14 protein-coding genes are annotated in these 14,939 nt (G+C 72.9%); 7 read left to right on the top strand and 7 right to left on the bottom strand.

The features are described from left to right. Positions 1-60 precede the first annotated feature (60 nt). The 3 genes from ABIE67_RS03650 to ABIE67_RS03640 form a co-directional block, all read right to left on the bottom strand. Positions 61-810, bottom strand: a complete 750-nt coding sequence (locus ABIE67_RS03650) for an SDR family NAD(P)-dependent oxidoreductase (RefSeq protein ID WP_370253024.1) — start codon at positions 808-810, stop codon at positions 61-63. A gap of 119 nt (positions 811-929) precedes the next feature. Beyond that, positions 930-1,691, bottom strand: coding sequence for a YqjF family protein (locus ABIE67_RS03645; protein WP_370253022.1), 762 nt, complete (start codon positions 1,689-1,691; stop codon positions 930-932). Positions 1,692-1,695: 4 nt separating this feature from the next. Beyond that, on the bottom strand, positions 1,696-2,358 hold the full coding sequence (locus ABIE67_RS03640) for a TetR family transcriptional regulator (protein ID WP_370253020.1): 663 nt from the start codon (positions 2,356-2,358) through the stop codon (positions 1,696-1,698). A gap of 57 nt (positions 2,359-2,415) precedes the next feature. Here ABIE67_RS03640 and ABIE67_RS03635 point away from each other — a divergent pair, with 57 nt between their 5' ends. From ABIE67_RS03635 to ABIE67_RS03625, 3 genes are all read left to right on the top strand, one after another. Beyond that, complete coding sequence (locus tag ABIE67_RS03635) at positions 2,416-3,102, top strand: class II aldolase/adducin family protein (RefSeq protein ID WP_370253018.1); 687 nt, start codon at positions 2,416-2,418, stop codon at positions 3,100-3,102. Then, on the top strand, positions 3,099-4,028 hold the full coding sequence (locus ABIE67_RS03630) for a carbohydrate kinase family protein (protein ID WP_370253014.1): 930 nt from the start codon (positions 3,099-3,101) through the stop codon (positions 4,026-4,028). Before ABIE67_RS03635 ends, ABIE67_RS03630 begins: the two co-directional genes overlap by 4 nt. Positions 4,029-4,138: 110 nt before the next feature. After that, positions 4,139-5,374: an MFS transporter gene (locus ABIE67_RS03625; protein ID WP_370253012.1), complete on the top strand. Its 1,236-nt coding sequence runs from the start codon at positions 4,139-4,141 to the stop codon at positions 5,372-5,374. A 56-nt stretch (positions 5,375-5,430) separates the two neighbouring features. Here ABIE67_RS03625 and ABIE67_RS03620 read toward each other — a convergent pair whose 3' ends face one another. From ABIE67_RS03620 to ABIE67_RS03605, 4 genes are read right to left on the bottom strand one after another with little or no spacing between them, the layout of a single operon-like run. Further along, entirely contained in the window at positions 5,431-6,423 is a 993-nt protein-coding gene (locus ABIE67_RS03620; protein WP_370253010.1) for a TAXI family TRAP transporter solute-binding subunit, read from the bottom strand. Continuing rightward, positions 6,420-7,838 carry an ATP-binding protein gene (locus ABIE67_RS03615; RefSeq protein ID WP_370253008.1) on the bottom strand — a complete coding sequence of 473 codons (1,419 nt, stop codon included), beginning with the start codon at positions 7,836-7,838 and terminating at the stop codon, positions 6,420-6,422. Before ABIE67_RS03615 ends, ABIE67_RS03620 begins: the two co-directional genes overlap by 4 nt. An 18-nt stretch (positions 7,839-7,856) precedes the next feature. Further along, positions 7,857-8,531, bottom strand: a complete 675-nt coding sequence (locus ABIE67_RS03610; RefSeq protein ID WP_370253006.1) for a response regulator transcription factor — start codon at positions 8,529-8,531, stop codon at positions 7,857-7,859. Between the two features lie 16 nt (positions 8,532-8,547). After that, positions 8,548-9,894 carry an MFS transporter gene (locus tag ABIE67_RS03605; protein ID WP_370253004.1) on the bottom strand — a complete coding sequence of 449 codons (1,347 nt, stop codon included), beginning with the start codon at positions 9,892-9,894 and terminating at the stop codon, positions 8,548-8,550. Positions 9,895-10,247: 353 nt separating this feature from the next. Between ABIE67_RS03605 and ABIE67_RS03600 the strand changes: the two genes are divergently transcribed. The 4 genes from ABIE67_RS03600 to ABIE67_RS03585 all read left to right on the top strand — a co-directional run bounded on the left by ABIE67_RS03600 (position 10,248) and on the right by ABIE67_RS03585 (position 14,910). After that, positions 10,248-11,411 carry an FAD-dependent monooxygenase gene (locus ABIE67_RS03600; protein ID WP_370253002.1) on the top strand — a complete coding sequence of 388 codons (1,164 nt, stop codon included), beginning with the start codon at positions 10,248-10,250 and terminating at the stop codon, positions 11,409-11,411. Between the two features lie 25 nt (positions 11,412-11,436). After that, complete coding sequence (locus tag ABIE67_RS03595; RefSeq protein ID WP_370253000.1) at positions 11,437-12,975, top strand: hypothetical protein; 1,539 nt, start codon at positions 11,437-11,439, stop codon at positions 12,973-12,975. A 33-nt stretch (positions 12,976-13,008) separates the two neighbouring features. Further along, positions 13,009-13,686 carry a hypothetical protein gene (locus ABIE67_RS03590; protein ID WP_370252998.1) on the top strand — a complete coding sequence of 226 codons (678 nt, stop codon included), beginning with the start codon at positions 13,009-13,011 and terminating at the stop codon, positions 13,684-13,686. A gap of 387 nt (positions 13,687-14,073) precedes the next feature. Beyond that, positions 14,074-14,910, top strand: a complete 837-nt coding sequence (locus ABIE67_RS03585) for an alpha/beta fold hydrolase (RefSeq protein ID WP_370252996.1) — start codon at positions 14,074-14,076, stop codon at positions 14,908-14,910. The last annotated feature ends 29 nt before the right edge of the window (positions 14,911-14,939 follow it).

The raw sequence follows: 14,939 nt of genomic DNA, 5'->3' as shown, positions 1-14,939 counted from the left end.
CCGGCACGCCGAGGGCACGCACCGGACACCGCGGGCACCGCACGGGACTTTCGAAACCCCCTAGTCCACGATGGCGCCGCAGGAGATGTTCACGTCGGTCGCCGTGAGCGTGCGCGCCCGGTCGGAGGCGACGAAGGCGGCGACGTCGCCGACGTCCGCGAGGGTCGCCGCCCGCCCGAGCCGGGTCGCCTCGACGAGGCCGTCGCTGATCGCCTCCTTGCCCGGGAACCCGTCGGGGAGGGATCCCGGGACCCCGCCGGACTTCAGGGTCACCACGCGGATGCCGTGCGGGCCCAGCTCGACGGCCCACTGGCGGCGCAGCCCCTCCAGCGCGTCCAGCGCAATCTTGAAGCCGCCGAGACCGGGCAGCGTCTGCGGTCCACCGCCGCCGAAGGCCAGGATCACTCCCGTGCCGCGCGCGGTCATGTGCCGGGCGGCCGCCCGGGTCGTCAGGAACTGGGAGCGCATCGCGGTCGCGATGGGCTGCAGGAAGTCGCCTGCCGAGATCTCCATCGGTGGCCGCTGGACATCCCCGCATCCGATGGCGTTGAACGAGATGTCGACGCGCCCCGCCCGTGCGGCGACGTCGTCGACGAAGGCGTTCACCGCCGCCTCGTCCAGCGCGTCGACCACGGCGGTCTCGGCCGCGCCGCCCGCGCCCCGGATGTCCTCGGCGAGCCTGTCGAGCGGCGCCGCGGTACGCCCGGCGAGGAAGACCCGCGCCCCCTCAGCCGCGAAGGCGCGCGCCGCCGCCCCGCCGATGGAACTGCCCGCGCCGTACACCACGGCGACCTTGCCCTTCAGCAACATGATCGATCTCCGTTCCGACGGCCTGTCTGCCGACTGTCCGGCCGCGCGGAACGCGGTCGGCCCTCATGGGATACGTCGGCGCCGAACTCCGGATTTCGACACGTGCACGGATCAGCGGATCACGGCGTGGGGATGCCGGCCGGACGCGCCGGGCGGCCGAGGCGGACCGGGACACCGGGGGAGTACAGGACGCTGACCGGGGCGTCGCTCGGGGCGGGCAGCCCGGCCGCCGTCACGAGGTTCTCCTCGCAGGTGATCAGCTCGGCGCGGTGGAGCGGCCAGCGAGGGTGGTGGTTGGGCAGGTAGGCCACCGGCTCGGGCCCGCCGAAGAAGGCGTTGTGCATGCCCCAGCGGGCGGTGAGGAAGTGCTCCAACTCGGTGGGTTCCTCGATGCGTTCCCCGGTGCGTACGGTGATGCGGCTGGCGGCGCCGCGCGGGCCGGGCCAGCGGCGGGAACTGGTGTACGTGACGGTGTCGCCGGCCGTGCGGACGGTCATCCGGGACCACAGGTACGGCAGCCGGAAGCCCACGCGCCCCATCACCACCGGGATCAGCCGCGAGGCGTCCATCGACCGGAACACGACGCCGCGCCGTCCGTGCGCGTCCACGGAGTACAGCCGGACGTTGGTCTCGGGAAAGGTCCCTAGATACGGCACCCCGGGCAGCCGTAGCCAGCCGACCCGGTGCATCCGGAACGCGACGAGCCCGACGTACGTCACCCCGTCGTGCGTGTCCGGAACGGTCCCCCTCGGCAACAGCCCCGCCACGACGTCCGGTTCGACGGCCCAGTGGATGAAGGCGAGGTCGAGCCACTGCTGGGTGAGGAGGGGGGTGCGTATGAGAGCGGGAGCGTCGGGAGTGACGGGAGCGGGATTCGGCACCACGTCAGGATGGCAGCTCCGGATAGCGGGCGGTGACACCGGTCAGATACCCGCGCAGCATGAGCTTGGCCTCGTCGAGGAGACCCGGGTCGCCCTCGGGATCGCGACGGAAGGCCTCCTGGGAGAGCGCGTCGGCGGCGAGGACCGCGGCGTGGCAGGCGCGGGCGAGAGCCTCGTCGTCCCCGGCGACGCCGAGGGCCAGCAGGACCCGCCGGACCCCGTCCGCCATCCGGCGTTTGTGCTCGCGGTCCGCGGCGCGGGTCTGCTCGGTCAGGGTGCCGCCGAACCACAGGGCCCTGAAGCCGTGTTCGGTGCGGTAGATCGCGGCGTACGCGTCGATGAGCACACCGACGGGGTCGTCCCACCGCTCGGCCGCCGCCGCGCGGACCAGGTCGTCCATGGCGGCCTCCAGCCGGGCGAAGTAGCCGCCCGCGAGGGCGTCGATGATCGCGTCGCGGTCCGGCAGGTACTGGTACAGCGAACCGACCGAGACCTGCGCCTCCGCCGCGATCCGCGTCGTGGTCAGCGCCTGGACCCCCTCGCTGACCAGGACGCGCTCGGCGGCCTGCAGCACGCGAGCCAGACGGGCTTTGCTGCGCGCCTGCTGGGGCGTGCGACGCAGGGGAACGTGCCAGGTGCCGCCGGGCTGTGCGGCGGGATCGCCCATGTGCGGCCTCCGAACCTGAACGTGACTTTGTTTCAGGTTTACGTTACCGTCGCGTACATGACCGACTCAAGCTCAGCGCTGGGTCAGGAGCGGGCCGCCGTCGCCGCGGCGAGCCGTCGCCTGGGAGCCGAGGGGCTGCTCATCGGCACGGCCGGCAACGTCAGCATGCGGCTGGACGACCGTGTCGCGATCACGGCGACCGGCGCGGTGCTCGCCGAACTGACGGCCGACCAGGTGACCGTGGTGGACCTCGACGGAGACGTCGTGGCCGGGACGCTCGCCCCCACCTCGGAACTGGACCTGCACCTCGGCGTCTACCACCGCTACGGTGCGGGCGCGGTCGTCCACACCCACGCCCCGATGGCGACCGCGCTGTCCTGCGTGCTGGACGAACTGCCCTGCGTCCACTACCAGTTGCTGACCCTGGGCGGCTCGGTGCGCGTGGCGCCGTACGCCACGTTCGGCACACCGGCGCTCGCCGAGTCCGTGCTGACGGCGCTGGAGGGCCGCAGCGCCGCGCTCATGGCCAACCACGGCGCCCTCACCCACGCCCCGACGCTGGACAAGGCGGTCGAACACGCACTGCTCCTGGAGTGGGCGTGCGGTGTCTACCAGCACGCGGCCGCCCTCGGAAAGCCCCGCGTCCTCGACGAACACCAGCAACTCGCGGTGATCGAGGCCGCGCTCGCCCGGAACTACGGCACCACCCACCCCGTACCACCCGTGCAGGAGGGAAACCGATGAAGGTCGTCACGCTGGGCGTGCATGTGCTGGACGTGCTGGTGCGGCCGGTCGAGGCCATACCCGACGGACAGGGCGCGACGCTGGTCGAGGACATCAGGATGACCGCCGCCGGAACGGCCGGCGGAACCGCGCTCACCCTCGCCAAGCTCGGCGCCTCCGTCAGCAGCGCCGGCGCCATCGGGACCGACCCCAGCGGAGACATGCTGGTCCAACTGCTGGGCGCGGCCGGCATCGACACCCGGTTCCTCGTCCGCCGCACGGACACCCCCACCTCCGCGAGCGTCCTCCCCATCCGCCCCAACGGCGACCGGCCCTCACTCCACCTGCTCGGCGCCAACATCACCTACGGCCCCGACGACGTGCCCTGGGACGCCATCGCCGAGGCGACCCACCTCCACCTCGGCGGCCCCGAACTGATCGGCGTCGACACCGCCACGCGCATCCTGTCGTACGCCAAGGAGCATGGCGTGGTCACCTCGGTGGACCTTCTCGCACCGGGCGCGCTCGGGAGTTTCGAGCAGATCGAATCAGCGCTGCCGTACGTCGACCACATGCTGCCCAACGAGGACCAGGTCCTCGGCTTCACCGGTGAAGAGGACCTCGTCACGGGCGCGAAGAAGCTCCTCGCCGCCGGAGCCGGCCTGGTCGCGGCCACCCGCGGTGGTGACGGCGCCCTGCTGGTGACCCAGGACGGCACGGAGAAGGTCCCCGCCTTCGCCATCGACGTCGTGGACACCACCGGCTGCGGTGACGCGTTCTCGGCCGGCTTCGTACGCGGCACGGGCCTGGGCCGTACCCCGTACGCCGCCGCCGTCCTCGGCTCCGCCGCGGCGGCACTGGTGGCGCAGGGCCTCGGCAGCGATCACGGGGACTTCGACCTGGCCGCAGCCGACGCGTTCGCGGCGGACCACAAACCGCGGGCATGACGCCCTGTACAGCGTTCCGCCGCGTGCATTACGGTGCGGCCAGAACCGGGCCCGTCGGCGCGCTGGTGGCTGGGTAGCGCGTCTCCTCGACATGCCCGATGGAGACATGAGTGTCCTACCGCTCCCTGCTGCGCGTCGCGGGCGTCGGCTTCTTCCCGCTGGGATTCCTGGCCCGTCTGCCCTACGCGTCCTCCGCCCTCTCCACGCTGATCCTGCTTCAGGCATCGACCCACAGTTACGCCTTCGCCGGCCTCGCCAGTGCGGCGCAGAGCATCGCCATCGCCGTGGGCGGCCCCGTGGTCGGGGCCCTGGCCGACCGCCACGGCCCCCGGACCGTCGGAGCCCTCGCCGCAGTCGCCAACTTCGCCGCCTGGGCAGCCCTGTTGGCGGCGAGCCAAGGCAACCGGCCGAGCATGCTGGCCGCGGCCACGCTCGTGGGGCTCACCCAGCCGCAGGTCTCCCCGCTCGTGCGGGTGCACTGGGCACGGCTCGTTCGCGCGCGTGGCGAGCGGCAACTGCTGTCCGCGGCCCTGTCCTACGAGGCGTCCGCCGACGAGATGAGCTTCGTCGCCGGACCGGCCGTCGTCGGGTTGCTGGCGTCGGTCGGCCCGGCCGCCCCCGCCGTGCTGACGATGGTCCTGATCGCCGCCGCCACCCTGCCCTTCACCCTGCTCCATACCCATCGGGACATCCCCCGCGAGGCCTCGGAGGACCACGCCAGGCCGCAGCTGCCCCGACGCCCCCTGGCCGTCATGTTCCTGGCCATGGCCGCGATGGGCGTGATCTTCGGCGCGGTCCAGACTGCCGTCACGGTGTACGCCGACGCCATCGGGGAGCCCGGTGCGGCGGGGCTCGTGTACGCCGGGTTCGGCATCGGCAGTGCCCTGGCCGGGGCCGCCTGCGTCTGGCTGCCCCGGCGCTTCTCGCTGCGCGCCCGCTATGTCACGTTCGCCGCGGCGCTCTTCGCCGGCACGCTGGTGCTGTTCGCCGGTGCGCGACTGGTCTCCGTGCCCGCCGCCGTCGCCGTGGCCGCTTTCACCGTCGCGCCGTACATGATCAGCCTCTACGCCCTGACCGAACGGCTCGCCCCACCTGAACGGGCCGCCATCGCCATGACCGTCCTGTGCGGCGGCGGCCCCCTCGGCGCGGCGGCCGGGCAGGCCGTGTCCGGTGCCCTCGCGGAAACCCACGGGACGGACGGCGCACTCCTGGTGGCCGTCGCCGGAGCGGCCGCTGCGCTGGTCCTGGCGCTCACGGCCGCCCTGGCCGATCGGGGCCGCGAGGTCTGGATCATCGACAGCGTTCCTGCGGATCCTGTCGCCGACGCGTCGAGCGGGCGGGCGTAGCGGGCCCGGGGAGTCCGGTCGGGGGTCCTGACGGCCGTACTGTGCCTCGGGTGCCCCTAACCGTGCAGCTCGCGGTAGGCGACCACCGCCCCGGAGTGCAGAGGCACCACCCCGGTGGAGATCAGGCTGCGGGCGTCGAGGAACTGTGTGCCCAGGGCCGTGGCAGGTACGAGCCGGGTGGCCTGGCGCACCAGGACGTGGGTGAGGGCGGCGGCGACGGGCGCCGGCAGATCGGGGCGGCACAGGAGCAGGTTGGCCACGCCGATCGTGGTCACCTCGGGCGTTCCGCGGTACGCCCCCGCCGGCACCGTCACCGCTTCAAGTCCCGAGCCCGAGCGTTCCGTACCGGCGCGCAGCCGGGGCAGGAGGTCGGCCAGCGGCAGGAGGCGGATGCCGGGCCGGGTGTCGAGGCCGGACAGCACCGGCAACGGCACGCCGCCCGCGACCAGCAGCGCGTCGATGTCGCCGTCCCGCATCGCACGCGCCGCCGGTGGCATCAGCAAATGGCGGACGTGGACGTCCGTGCCCGGGGTCAGACCGGCCGCGCGCAGCAGCCGGTCGCCGAGCACGGCACCGCCGGACGCGGGGGCGCCCAGGGAGACGGTGCGCCCCGCCAGGTCGGCGACGCTCCGAATCGGTGCGCCGGCGCGGACGGCCAACTGGACGTAGTTCTCGTAGACCCGGCCGATCGCTCGCAGCGGGACGCGCCGGCCGAAAGGCGCGGATCCGGCGTACGCCGCCCACGCGATGTCGGCCAGAGCCAACGCCACGTCGGCCCGACGTGCCCGCAGCAGCCGTACGTTGCCGACGCTGCCCTCACTGTGGATCACCTCGCAGGACAGCCGGGGGTAGGCCAGCGTCACCTGGTCGGCGAGCAGTCGGCCGAAGGCCGCGTAGAAGCCGTCGGTCTCGCCGGTCGCGATGCGCAGCCTGCCTGCCGGGCCGCGGTCGGTGTGCCGGGCGTCGGCCGTTCCGGCAGCCGCGAGCAGACCTGTGCACGCCGTGGCGAGGGTGGCGCGCAGCGCGGTGCGGCGGGTAGGGCCGGTCATGCCGTAAGCCCCTTCGGACCGAACGCCCCGTGCTCGGCGCGCGGGAGCACGACCCGGACCCGCAGGCCGTGCGGCTCGGCCGCCGCGAACTCGACGCGCCCGCCCCGGCCGGCCACCAGCTGCTCGGCGATCGCCAGACCGAGGCCGCTGCCGCGCACCTCACGGTGGCGTTCCGAACGCCAGAAGCGGGTGCCGGCCCGGGAGAGTTCGCCGGTCGCGAGGCCCGGCCCGTCGTCCCGCACCTCGAACACCGCGTCGGGGCCCTCGGTGAAACAGCGCGTCTCGACGCGGGCGCCGCTCCCGGCGTACTTGATCGCGTTGTCGAGCAGGATGTCGGCCACCTGGGCCAGTTCGCCCTCCGTGCAGGAGGTGAGGACGGCCGGGCCGGGGGAGAACTCCAGGTGGATTGCCGCCTGTTCGGCCAGCGGCTGCCACAGCTGCGCCTGGGCCGCCGCCACCGCCGTCGCGTCGCAGCACGCCTCCCGCTCGTCCGTCACGGCCAGTTCGCCCGCGCGGTGTTCGGCGTCGGCGAGGGCGAGCAGGTCGTCGAGGAGGTGCTCCATGCGTTCGAGTTCGGCGGTCACCCCCGTGTACGTACGGGTGGCGGCGTCGGGCAGGCGGGGCTGGAGGGAGTCGATGCGCAGGCGCAGTGCGGCGAGCGGGTTGCGCAGCTGGTGCGAGGTGTCGGCGACCAGGCGGCGCTGCTGTTCCAGCGCGGTGGTCACCGCGTCGGCCATGCGGTTGAAGCCGGTGGCGAGCTGGCGCAGTTCGGGCGGACCGCCCTCCCGTGCGTGTTCGGCCGGCAGCCCGGCCGCCAGCGCGCCGACCGCGCGGTCCAGGCGGTGCAGGGGGCGTACGACCCACCGCGTGGCGGCGCGGGCGAGCAGCAGACAGGCCACGGCGAACAGGCCCGCGCCGGCCAGGACCAGCGCCCAGCGCAGGGCGATGTCGTCGGCGGCGGCCCGTACCGAGGCCCGCAGCACCACGGCACCGGACACCCGGGTGCCGGTGCCGACCGGGCGGGCGAGCAGTTTGTTGCCGCGGGACCATGGGCGCAGCGTGCCCCCGGGCGAGACGGGCTGGTTGCGCAGCGCCGCGTCGACGAGGCGCGCGACGGCCGGGTCGGCGGCGCGCATACCGCCGGTCTGCGCCACCGGGGCACGGCGGGCGTCGACGACCACGACCGCCTCGCCGTACAGCTCGGTGTACCGGCTCACCTCGGCGGTCAGCACGCCGGTGTCGCCGCTCTCGGCGGCCTGCTCGGCCAGCCCCGCGAAGCGGTCGAGGTCGGCGGTGCGGGCCGCGACGAGCTGCTCGGTGCGCTGGGTGGCGGTGACGCCCAGCAGCGGGACGGCGAAACCTGCCACCGCGAGCACGGCGAAGGCCAGCACGACGGTCAGTACCCGGGTACGCATGCGAGGGTCCCCGCCGGCTCAGCCGCCGCCGAAGCGGTAGCCGAAGCCGCGGATCGTGGTCAGCACCTCAGGGCGGCCGATCTTGGCCCGTAGCTGGGTGAGATGGACGTCGAGCGAACGGGACACCGCCAGATAGGCGTCGCCCCACACCTCGTCCATCAGCTGTTGGCGGCTGACCGCCGTACCGGCCCTGGTCGCCAGCGCGGCGAGGACCGCGAACTCCTTGGTGGTCAGCCGTACTTCGGCACCGCCGACCGTGACCCGGCGCGCGTCGAGGTCGACTTCGACGTCCTCGGCGCGGACCGTACGCGGCGCCGGCGCGGTGGCCGTCGCGGCGGCTGTCGCGGCGCGGCGGGTGACGGCCTCGATACGGGCCAGAAGCTCGGCCAGCCGCACCGGCTTGACGAGGTAGTCGTCGGCGCCCAGCCGCAGGCCGCGCACCACCGACCGCTCGTCGCCCCGCGCGGTGAGGACCACCACCGGAAGTCCGCTCACCGCGCGCAGCTTGCGCAGCACGTCGAGGCCGTCGAGGTCGGGCAGGCCGAGGTCGAGCAGCAGCAGGTCGGCCTGCCGGTGGCGGACGAGGACCTCCTCGCCGCGCCGGACCCGGGTGGGCAGATGACCGTGCTCGTACAGGGCCTCGGTGAGGGCGTCGGCCACCCCGTCGTCGTCCTCGGCCAGCAGCACGCGCACGGTCGCCTCCCCTTCGTCAGTGGTCGCGGGTCTCGGTCTCCAGCGGCGATCCGTCGGACGTCTCGCGCATCCGAATGTAGACGAGCAGCGAAATCAGGACACAGGCGGTGACGTAGTAGAAGTACCAGCTCTCGTGACCGGCGTTCTTGAACCACAGGGCCACGTACTCGGCCGTCCCGCCGAACACGGCCACGGTCAGCGCATAGGGCAGGCCGACGCCCAGCGCCCGGATGGAGGTCGGGAACAGCTCGGCCTTCACCACCGCGCTGATCGAGGTGTACAGGGAGCTGACCGCGAGCGGCCCGACCATGAGCAGGAACGCGTACACGGGATCGCTGGTGTGCGACAGCAGCGTCAGCGAGGGCACCACCACCACGGCGCCCAGCACGCCGAACGCGATCAGCATCGGACGGCGCCCCACCCGGTCGGACAGCAGGCCCATGACCGGCTGGAGCACCACGAACACCAGCAGCGCGAAGAAGTTGATCCAGGCCGCCGTAGGCTTGGCGATGCCGCTGGTGTTGACCATGAACTTCTGCAGATACGTGGTGTACGTGTAGAAGAACAGCGTGCCCCCCATGGTCAGTCCGACGACGACCAGGCACTGCCGGGGGTACGACAGCAGCATCCGCAGGCTGCCGCGCGCCGGCCCACCACTCTTGCCGTCGTCTCCCTCGGCCGCCGCGCGCTCGAAGCTCTCCGACTCGTCCATGCCGCGCCGCAGCCACAGCACGACGATCGCCCCCGCCGCACCGACGACGAACGCGACCCGCCAGCCCCACGCCTCCATCTGCGCGGCGCTGAGCACCTGCTGCAGGACGATCTGCAGGCCGAGCGCGGTCAGCTGGCCGGCGATGAGCGTGACGTACTGGAAACTGGAGTAGTAGCCGCGCCGGCCGGGCGAGGCCACCTCCGACATATAGGTGGCCGACGTCGAATACTCACCGCCGACCGAGAGGCCTTGCAGCAGCCGCGCGGTCACCAGCAGTACCGGTGCGGCGACCCCGATCGACCCGTACGACGGGGTCACCGCCACGATCAGCGAACCGGCCGCCATGAGTGTCACCGACAGCGTCAGCGCCGCGCGCCGCCCACGGCGGTCGGCGTACCGCCCCAGCACCCAGCCGCCGATCGGGCGCATCAGGAAGCCGACCGCGAACACCGCGGCGGTGTTCAGCAACTGGGCGGTCTGGTCGCCGGACGGAAAGAACGCGGCGGCGAAGTACACGCTGAACGCGGTGTACGCGTACCAGTCGTACCACTCGATCAAGTTGCCGATCGATCCGCGCACGATGTTGCTGACGACCCTGCGCTCTCCGCGGCGCGACTCCTGCGCGCTCGCGGGCGTGATCTGTGTGGCCATCGAAAACTCCCTTGTCTGCGGCCCGGGAGCACACAGAGTCGACGGCGCGACAGGGCCGTTCAACAGCCCGAACGAAGTCCTAACAGTCCCTTAGGGCTGAGGCGGCGGAAGTTGCGGAGGTTACGGGGGCGCGGGGGGCGCGGAGGTTGCGGTGGGGGAGGGGCGATTTGCCCGTCGCATGCCCGTCGCGTGCCTGCCGCGTGCCCGTCGTGTTCCCGGCACGTTGACAGGCATCTGCCGACATGTTGCTATAAGCGCTGCTCAGCAGGCCTGCGTCGCCTCGCAGGCCGCTCGGGCACCGGATCGACGGCCGCCCGACCGGGGGGGGCGCCCAGAGCCCAGAGCGAGGACCCATGCCGCAGCGTGCCGCGACCATCGTCGGCGGCGGGATCGGCGGCCTCGCGGCGGCCATCGCCCTGCACCGTCGGGGCTGGCGCGTCGAGGTCCTGGAACGGGCCCCGGAGTTCACCGAGATCGGAGCCGGTATCTCCCTGTGGCCGAACGCGCTGCGCGCGCTGGAGGTGCTCGGCCTGGCCGGTTCCGTCCGGGCCCTCGGCGCCGTCGAGGCCACCGGCGGGGTACGCGACCGGCAGGGCCGCTGGCTGTCCCGCACGGACAACGCGGAACTGACGCGCCGTTTCGGCCATCCCTTGGTGGTCCTGCACCGCGCGGACCTGTTGCGGGCGCTGGCCGAGGCGCTGCCTGCCGACAGCCTGCGGTCGGGCAGCGGGGTGTCCGCCGTCCGCGACGACGGCCGCGGTGTGATCGTCGAACATGGTGGGGGCGAGTCCCGGGCCGACCTCGTGATCGGCGCCGACGGCCTGCGCAGCGTGGTCCGCGGCGTCCTGTGGCCCGCCGCGGCAGGCCCCCGGTACGCCGGTTACACCGCCTGGCGCATGGTCACCGAGCCCCTCGCCGCCCCGCCCGCCGAAGGCGCCGCGACCTGGGGCCGTGGCGAGAGGTTCGGCTACACGGCGTTGCCGGGCGGGCGGATGTACTGCTTCGCCACCGCGTCGCTTCCGGCGGGAGCGGTGTCCGGTACGTCCGAACACGCCGAACTGCTGCGCCGCTTCGGCTCCTGGCCCGATCCCGTCCCCGCCCTGCTGGCCGCTGTCCCCGCGGACGCGGTGCTCCGGCACGACCTGTACGACCTGCCGCCGCTGTCCTCGTTCGCCCGTGGCCGCGTCGCGCTGCTGGGCGACGCGGCCCATGCCATGACACCCAATCTGGGCCAGGGCGCGTGCCAGGCGCTGGAGGACGCGGTCACCCTCGCCCACTGCCTCGACGGCACCCCGGACGTCACCGCCGCGCTCCGCTCGTACGACCTGCTGCGCCGCCCGAGGACCCAGGCCGTCGCGCGCCGCTCCGCCCGGCTCGGCACGGTCGGCCAGCTGTCGTGGCCGCCCGCGGTGCTGCTGCGCGACATGGCGGCCCGGCTGACGCCGGCGCGCGCGACGCTGCGAGCCATGACGCCGGTCCTCGGCTGGACCCCGCCCGCAGACGCGGTGACCCGGTGACCACGACACAGAGCGAGAACCCCTGATGCCGGACTGGACGTATCACCCGCTGCGCGGCGCGGCCGCCGCCGTCCTTGGCGAGCGCCGCTCGCAGCGCACCGCACTGCGGCTCCTGGCCTCGATCGGCGCCCGCCCCGCCGGCGCACGCCTGATCGCCCGGGGCTTCGGCCACCGCCATCCGCCGAAGCGGCTCGCCGGTGACATGGCCGGCGTACCCGTGACCGTCCGCCTGGGCATATCCGTGCCGCCCTCGCTCGCCCGCGAAACGATCCGCGCCATGCCGCCCCTCGGGGCCGGTGTCGTCGAGGTGTCACCCGTCTCGGCGGCCGACGTGGAGACGGTACGGGAGGCCGCCGCCGGACGTTCGATCCCCGTGGTCGTCCGCACCCGCGGCACGGAGGCCGAGGCCGCTCTCAAGCCCCATGTCGACGGGTTCACCAGCGACGACGACCCGCACGTGGTCCGCGTGTCCGACCCGTCGGTCACCGCCGCGGCAGCCGCGCTCGACGAGCCGGACACCGTCGTACTCGCCCGGCCCGAGGTGCTCGTCGCGGCCGGACCCGGCTGGTTCGCCCGGGTCACCGAGGCCGCCACGCCCACGGCGCCCGCCCCGGGCCTGCGCGAACTCGGCCGCGATCCCCGCCGCTGGCCCGCCTGGTGGTGGGCGCTGCTCGTCGGGCTCGGTATGACGGGCGCCGGACTCGGTGCCGCGGTGATCACACTCGGACCGGTTCTGCTCTGGTACGACCGTGACTACCTCGGCATGACGCTGCACCAACTGCACGCCGCCAACCACCACCTCGTGCACTTCCTCCAGCACGACCGGATCACCATGGCCGGCACCATGGTGGCGATCGGGGCTCTCTACACGGGCCTGGCCGTGGGCGGGATCAGACGCGGCCGGCCCTGGGCCCGCGAGGTGTACCTGATCTCCGGGGCGATCGGCTTCCCCACCCTGTTCTACTTCCTGGCCACCGGCTTCGTGGAACCCCTGCACACGGCCACCGCCATCGTGCTGTTCCCGATGTTCCTGGCCGCGGTCCGCCGCAGCCCGCACACCCCGCGCTGGCGCCTGGCACCCGAGGGACCCGAGCCGGAGCGGCGCCGGGCGCTGGCCGGCCAACTCCTCCTGATCGTCACCGGAGCGGGCCTGTTCGTCGGCGGAGCGGTGATCTCGGTCGTCGGCCTGACCGGCGTCTTCGTACCCACCGACCTGACCTTCCTGGGCACCAGCGCACAGACCCTCGAAGCCGTCAACCCCCGACTCGTGCCCTTCGTCGCCCACGACCGCGCGGGGTTCGGCGGCGCGCTGATGTCCGCCGCGGTGGCGATCACGCTGCTCAGCGCGTGGGGCTGGGGGCGGGGTGAGAGCTGGGTGTTCTGGACGCTGACCGTGGCGGCGGCTGCCGGCTTCCTCCCGGCTGTCGTGGTGCACGGCGTGATCCACTACACGGACCTCATCCACCTGGCACCGGTCTACATCGGCATCGCCCTGACGGGCACCGGCCTGCTGCTCGCGCGTCCGTATCTGTGCGCCAGGGCGGCTGCGGGGCAGACAGACTGACATCGTCGCGCCACGCAGCCGAAGGGGAGAAGGATGCAGCCCGGACGAGACGAAGACCTGACCGACCCCGCAGACCTTCGCGCGCGGCTGCGGCATGTCTACTGGATCGGCGGCGGGAGCGGCGGAGGCAAGTCGACGATCGCCCGTCGTCTCGCGGACCACCACGGGTGGCATCTCTATGCGACCGACGACGTGATGGCGGACCACGCTCGACGCGCCACGCCCCAGGAGGCTCCCTTCCTGCACGAGTTCGTGGCGATGGACATGGACGAGCGGTGGGTGAACCGGTCTCCCGCGACCATGCTGGAGACGTTCCACTGGTTTCGCGGCGAGGGCTTCGGTCTGATCGTCGAAGACCTCCTCCGTCTGCCGCGGGAGCCGTGCGTCATCGTCGAGGGCTTCCGGCTGCTGCCGCACCTCGTGAAGCCTCTGCTCGCCGCCCCTGAACACGCCGTCTGGCTCCTGCCCACACCCGGGTTCCGCCAGGCCGCCTTCCGGAGCCGCGCCGTACCGGGGGAGGGGTTCCTCAGGAACACCAGCGACCCAGCGAAGGCCGGCCGCAACCTTGCCGAACGCGACCAGATGTTCACGAGACGCCTCCAAGAGGAAACCGAGCGACTCCAACTGCCCACCATCCAGGTCGAGATCGCGATGACGGAGGATGATCTCGCCGAGCGGGTGACCACGCTGTTCCTCGATCGAATGGCCTAGGTGTGAAGCGTGGACTTACCTCAGCGGAGCGGTGGCGACAGCCGGGGCGGCGGCACTGCTACTGATCCAAGCGACCCTCGGCAGCGGCATGTGGCTGACCTGGCTGTGTCTGTTGATCACCATCAGCGCGTCGGCGTCTTCTTCCCGGCCGTGATCACCCCGTCGCCCAGAGCCGCGAACACGCGGCCCCCGGAGCCACCTCCGCCCTCCTCGGCGGAGGCCAGTTTTCCTCTTCGGCGCGGCCGCCTCGCCTCTGGTCGGGCTGTTGGGTACTCATAGCCCCGCACCCATGGCGGCCGTGATGACCGGCTGCCTCGGCCTGGGCACCCTGGCCCCTATCGCCACCCGACGTGTCCCGCGGACACCCACCCGAGAGGAACGGCATCCATGACCGAATGGCAGCTGACCAAGACGTTCTCCAGCACATCCGGTGACGTTCGCTGGGACCGGCTGGGAAACGAGGCCGGCCGGCCCCCGGTCGTCCTCCTGCACGGCACCCCGTTCTCCTCCTACGTCTGGCGCGCCATCGCCCGCTCGCTCGCACGTGAGCACCAGGTGTTCGTCTGGGACATGCCCGGCTACGGGATGTCGGAGAAGTCCGCCGACCAGGATGTGTCCCTGTCCGCCCAGGGCCGGATCTTCACCGAGCTGCTGCGCCACTGGGGGCTGGAGGAACCGCTCGTCGTCGCCCACGACTTCGGCGGCGCCGTCGCCCTGCGGGCGCATCTGCTGCACGGCGCCCGCTACCGGGCCCTCACGCTGGTCGATCCGGTGGCGCTGGCACCGTGGGGGTCCCCGTTCTTCCGGCTCGTCCGCGAGCACGCCGAGGTCTTCGAGCAGTTGCCGCCCCCACTGCACCAGGCCCTCGTCCGTGAATACGTCGGATCAGCCAGCGGCCCGGGCCTGCACCCCGCGGTCCTGGACCGGCTCGTCGAGCCCTGGCTCGGCGACGCCGGCCAAGCGGCCTTCTACCGGCAGATCGCCCAGGCCGACCAGCGTTACACCGACGAGGTCCAGGACCGGTACGCCGAGATCGGCATCCCGACGCTGATCTGCTGGGGCCAGAACGACACCTGGATCCCCCCGGAGAGGGGACGAGAGCTCGCCGCCCTGATCCCGGACGCGCACCTGGAGCCGATCGCCGACGCGGGCCACCTCGTCCAGGAGGACGCCCCCGCGGAACTGACAGCGGTTCTCATCTCCTTCCTCCAACGGCAGTACTGAACACGCGGGTTGTCGATCCCGGTGAGGTA

This window comes from Streptomyces sp. V4I8, assembly GCF_041261225.1.
Classification (GTDB): domain Bacteria; phylum Actinomycetota; class Actinomycetes; order Streptomycetales; family Streptomycetaceae; genus Streptomyces.
Note: the sequence above shows the minus strand (reverse complement) of the source record. Positions and strands in the feature narration are given on the sequence as shown.

What these genes read in the sequence shown, in the direction of transcription:
- ABIE67_RS03650 (WP_370253024.1), bottom strand. Translation starts at nt 810, where the DNA reads ATGTTGCTGAAGGGCAAGGTCGCCGTGGTGTACGGCGCGGGCAGTTCC.
- ABIE67_RS03640 (WP_370253020.1), bottom strand. Translation starts at nt 2,358, where the DNA reads ATGGGCGATCCCGCCGCACAGCCCGGCGGCACCTGGCACGTTCCCCTG.
- ABIE67_RS03635 (WP_370253018.1), top strand. Translation starts at nt 2,416, where the DNA reads ATGACCGACTCAAGCTCAGCGCTGGGTCAGGAGCGGGCCGCCGTCGCC.
- ABIE67_RS03630 (WP_370253014.1), top strand. Translation starts at nt 3,099, where the DNA reads ATGAAGGTCGTCACGCTGGGCGTGCATGTGCTGGACGTGCTGGTGCGG.
- ABIE67_RS03620 (WP_370253010.1), bottom strand. Translation starts at nt 6,423, where the DNA reads ATGACCGGCCCTACCCGCCGCACCGCGCTGCGCGCCACCCTCGCCACG.
- ABIE67_RS03615 (WP_370253008.1), bottom strand. Translation starts at nt 7,838, where the DNA reads ATGCGTACCCGGGTACTGACCGTCGTGCTGGCCTTCGCCGTGCTCGCG.
- ABIE67_RS03605 (WP_370253004.1), bottom strand. Translation starts at nt 9,894, where the DNA reads ATGGCCACACAGATCACGCCCGCGAGCGCGCAGGAGTCGCGCCGCGGA.
- ABIE67_RS03600 (WP_370253002.1), top strand. Translation starts at nt 10,248, where the DNA reads ATGCCGCAGCGTGCCGCGACCATCGTCGGCGGCGGGATCGGCGGCCTC.
- ABIE67_RS03595 (WP_370253000.1), top strand. Translation starts at nt 11,437, where the DNA reads ATGCCGGACTGGACGTATCACCCGCTGCGCGGCGCGGCCGCCGCCGTC.
- ABIE67_RS03590 (WP_370252998.1), top strand. Translation starts at nt 13,009, where the DNA reads ATGCAGCCCGGACGAGACGAAGACCTGACCGACCCCGCAGACCTTCGC.
- ABIE67_RS03585 (WP_370252996.1), top strand. Translation starts at nt 14,074, where the DNA reads ATGACCGAATGGCAGCTGACCAAGACGTTCTCCAGCACATCCGGTGAC.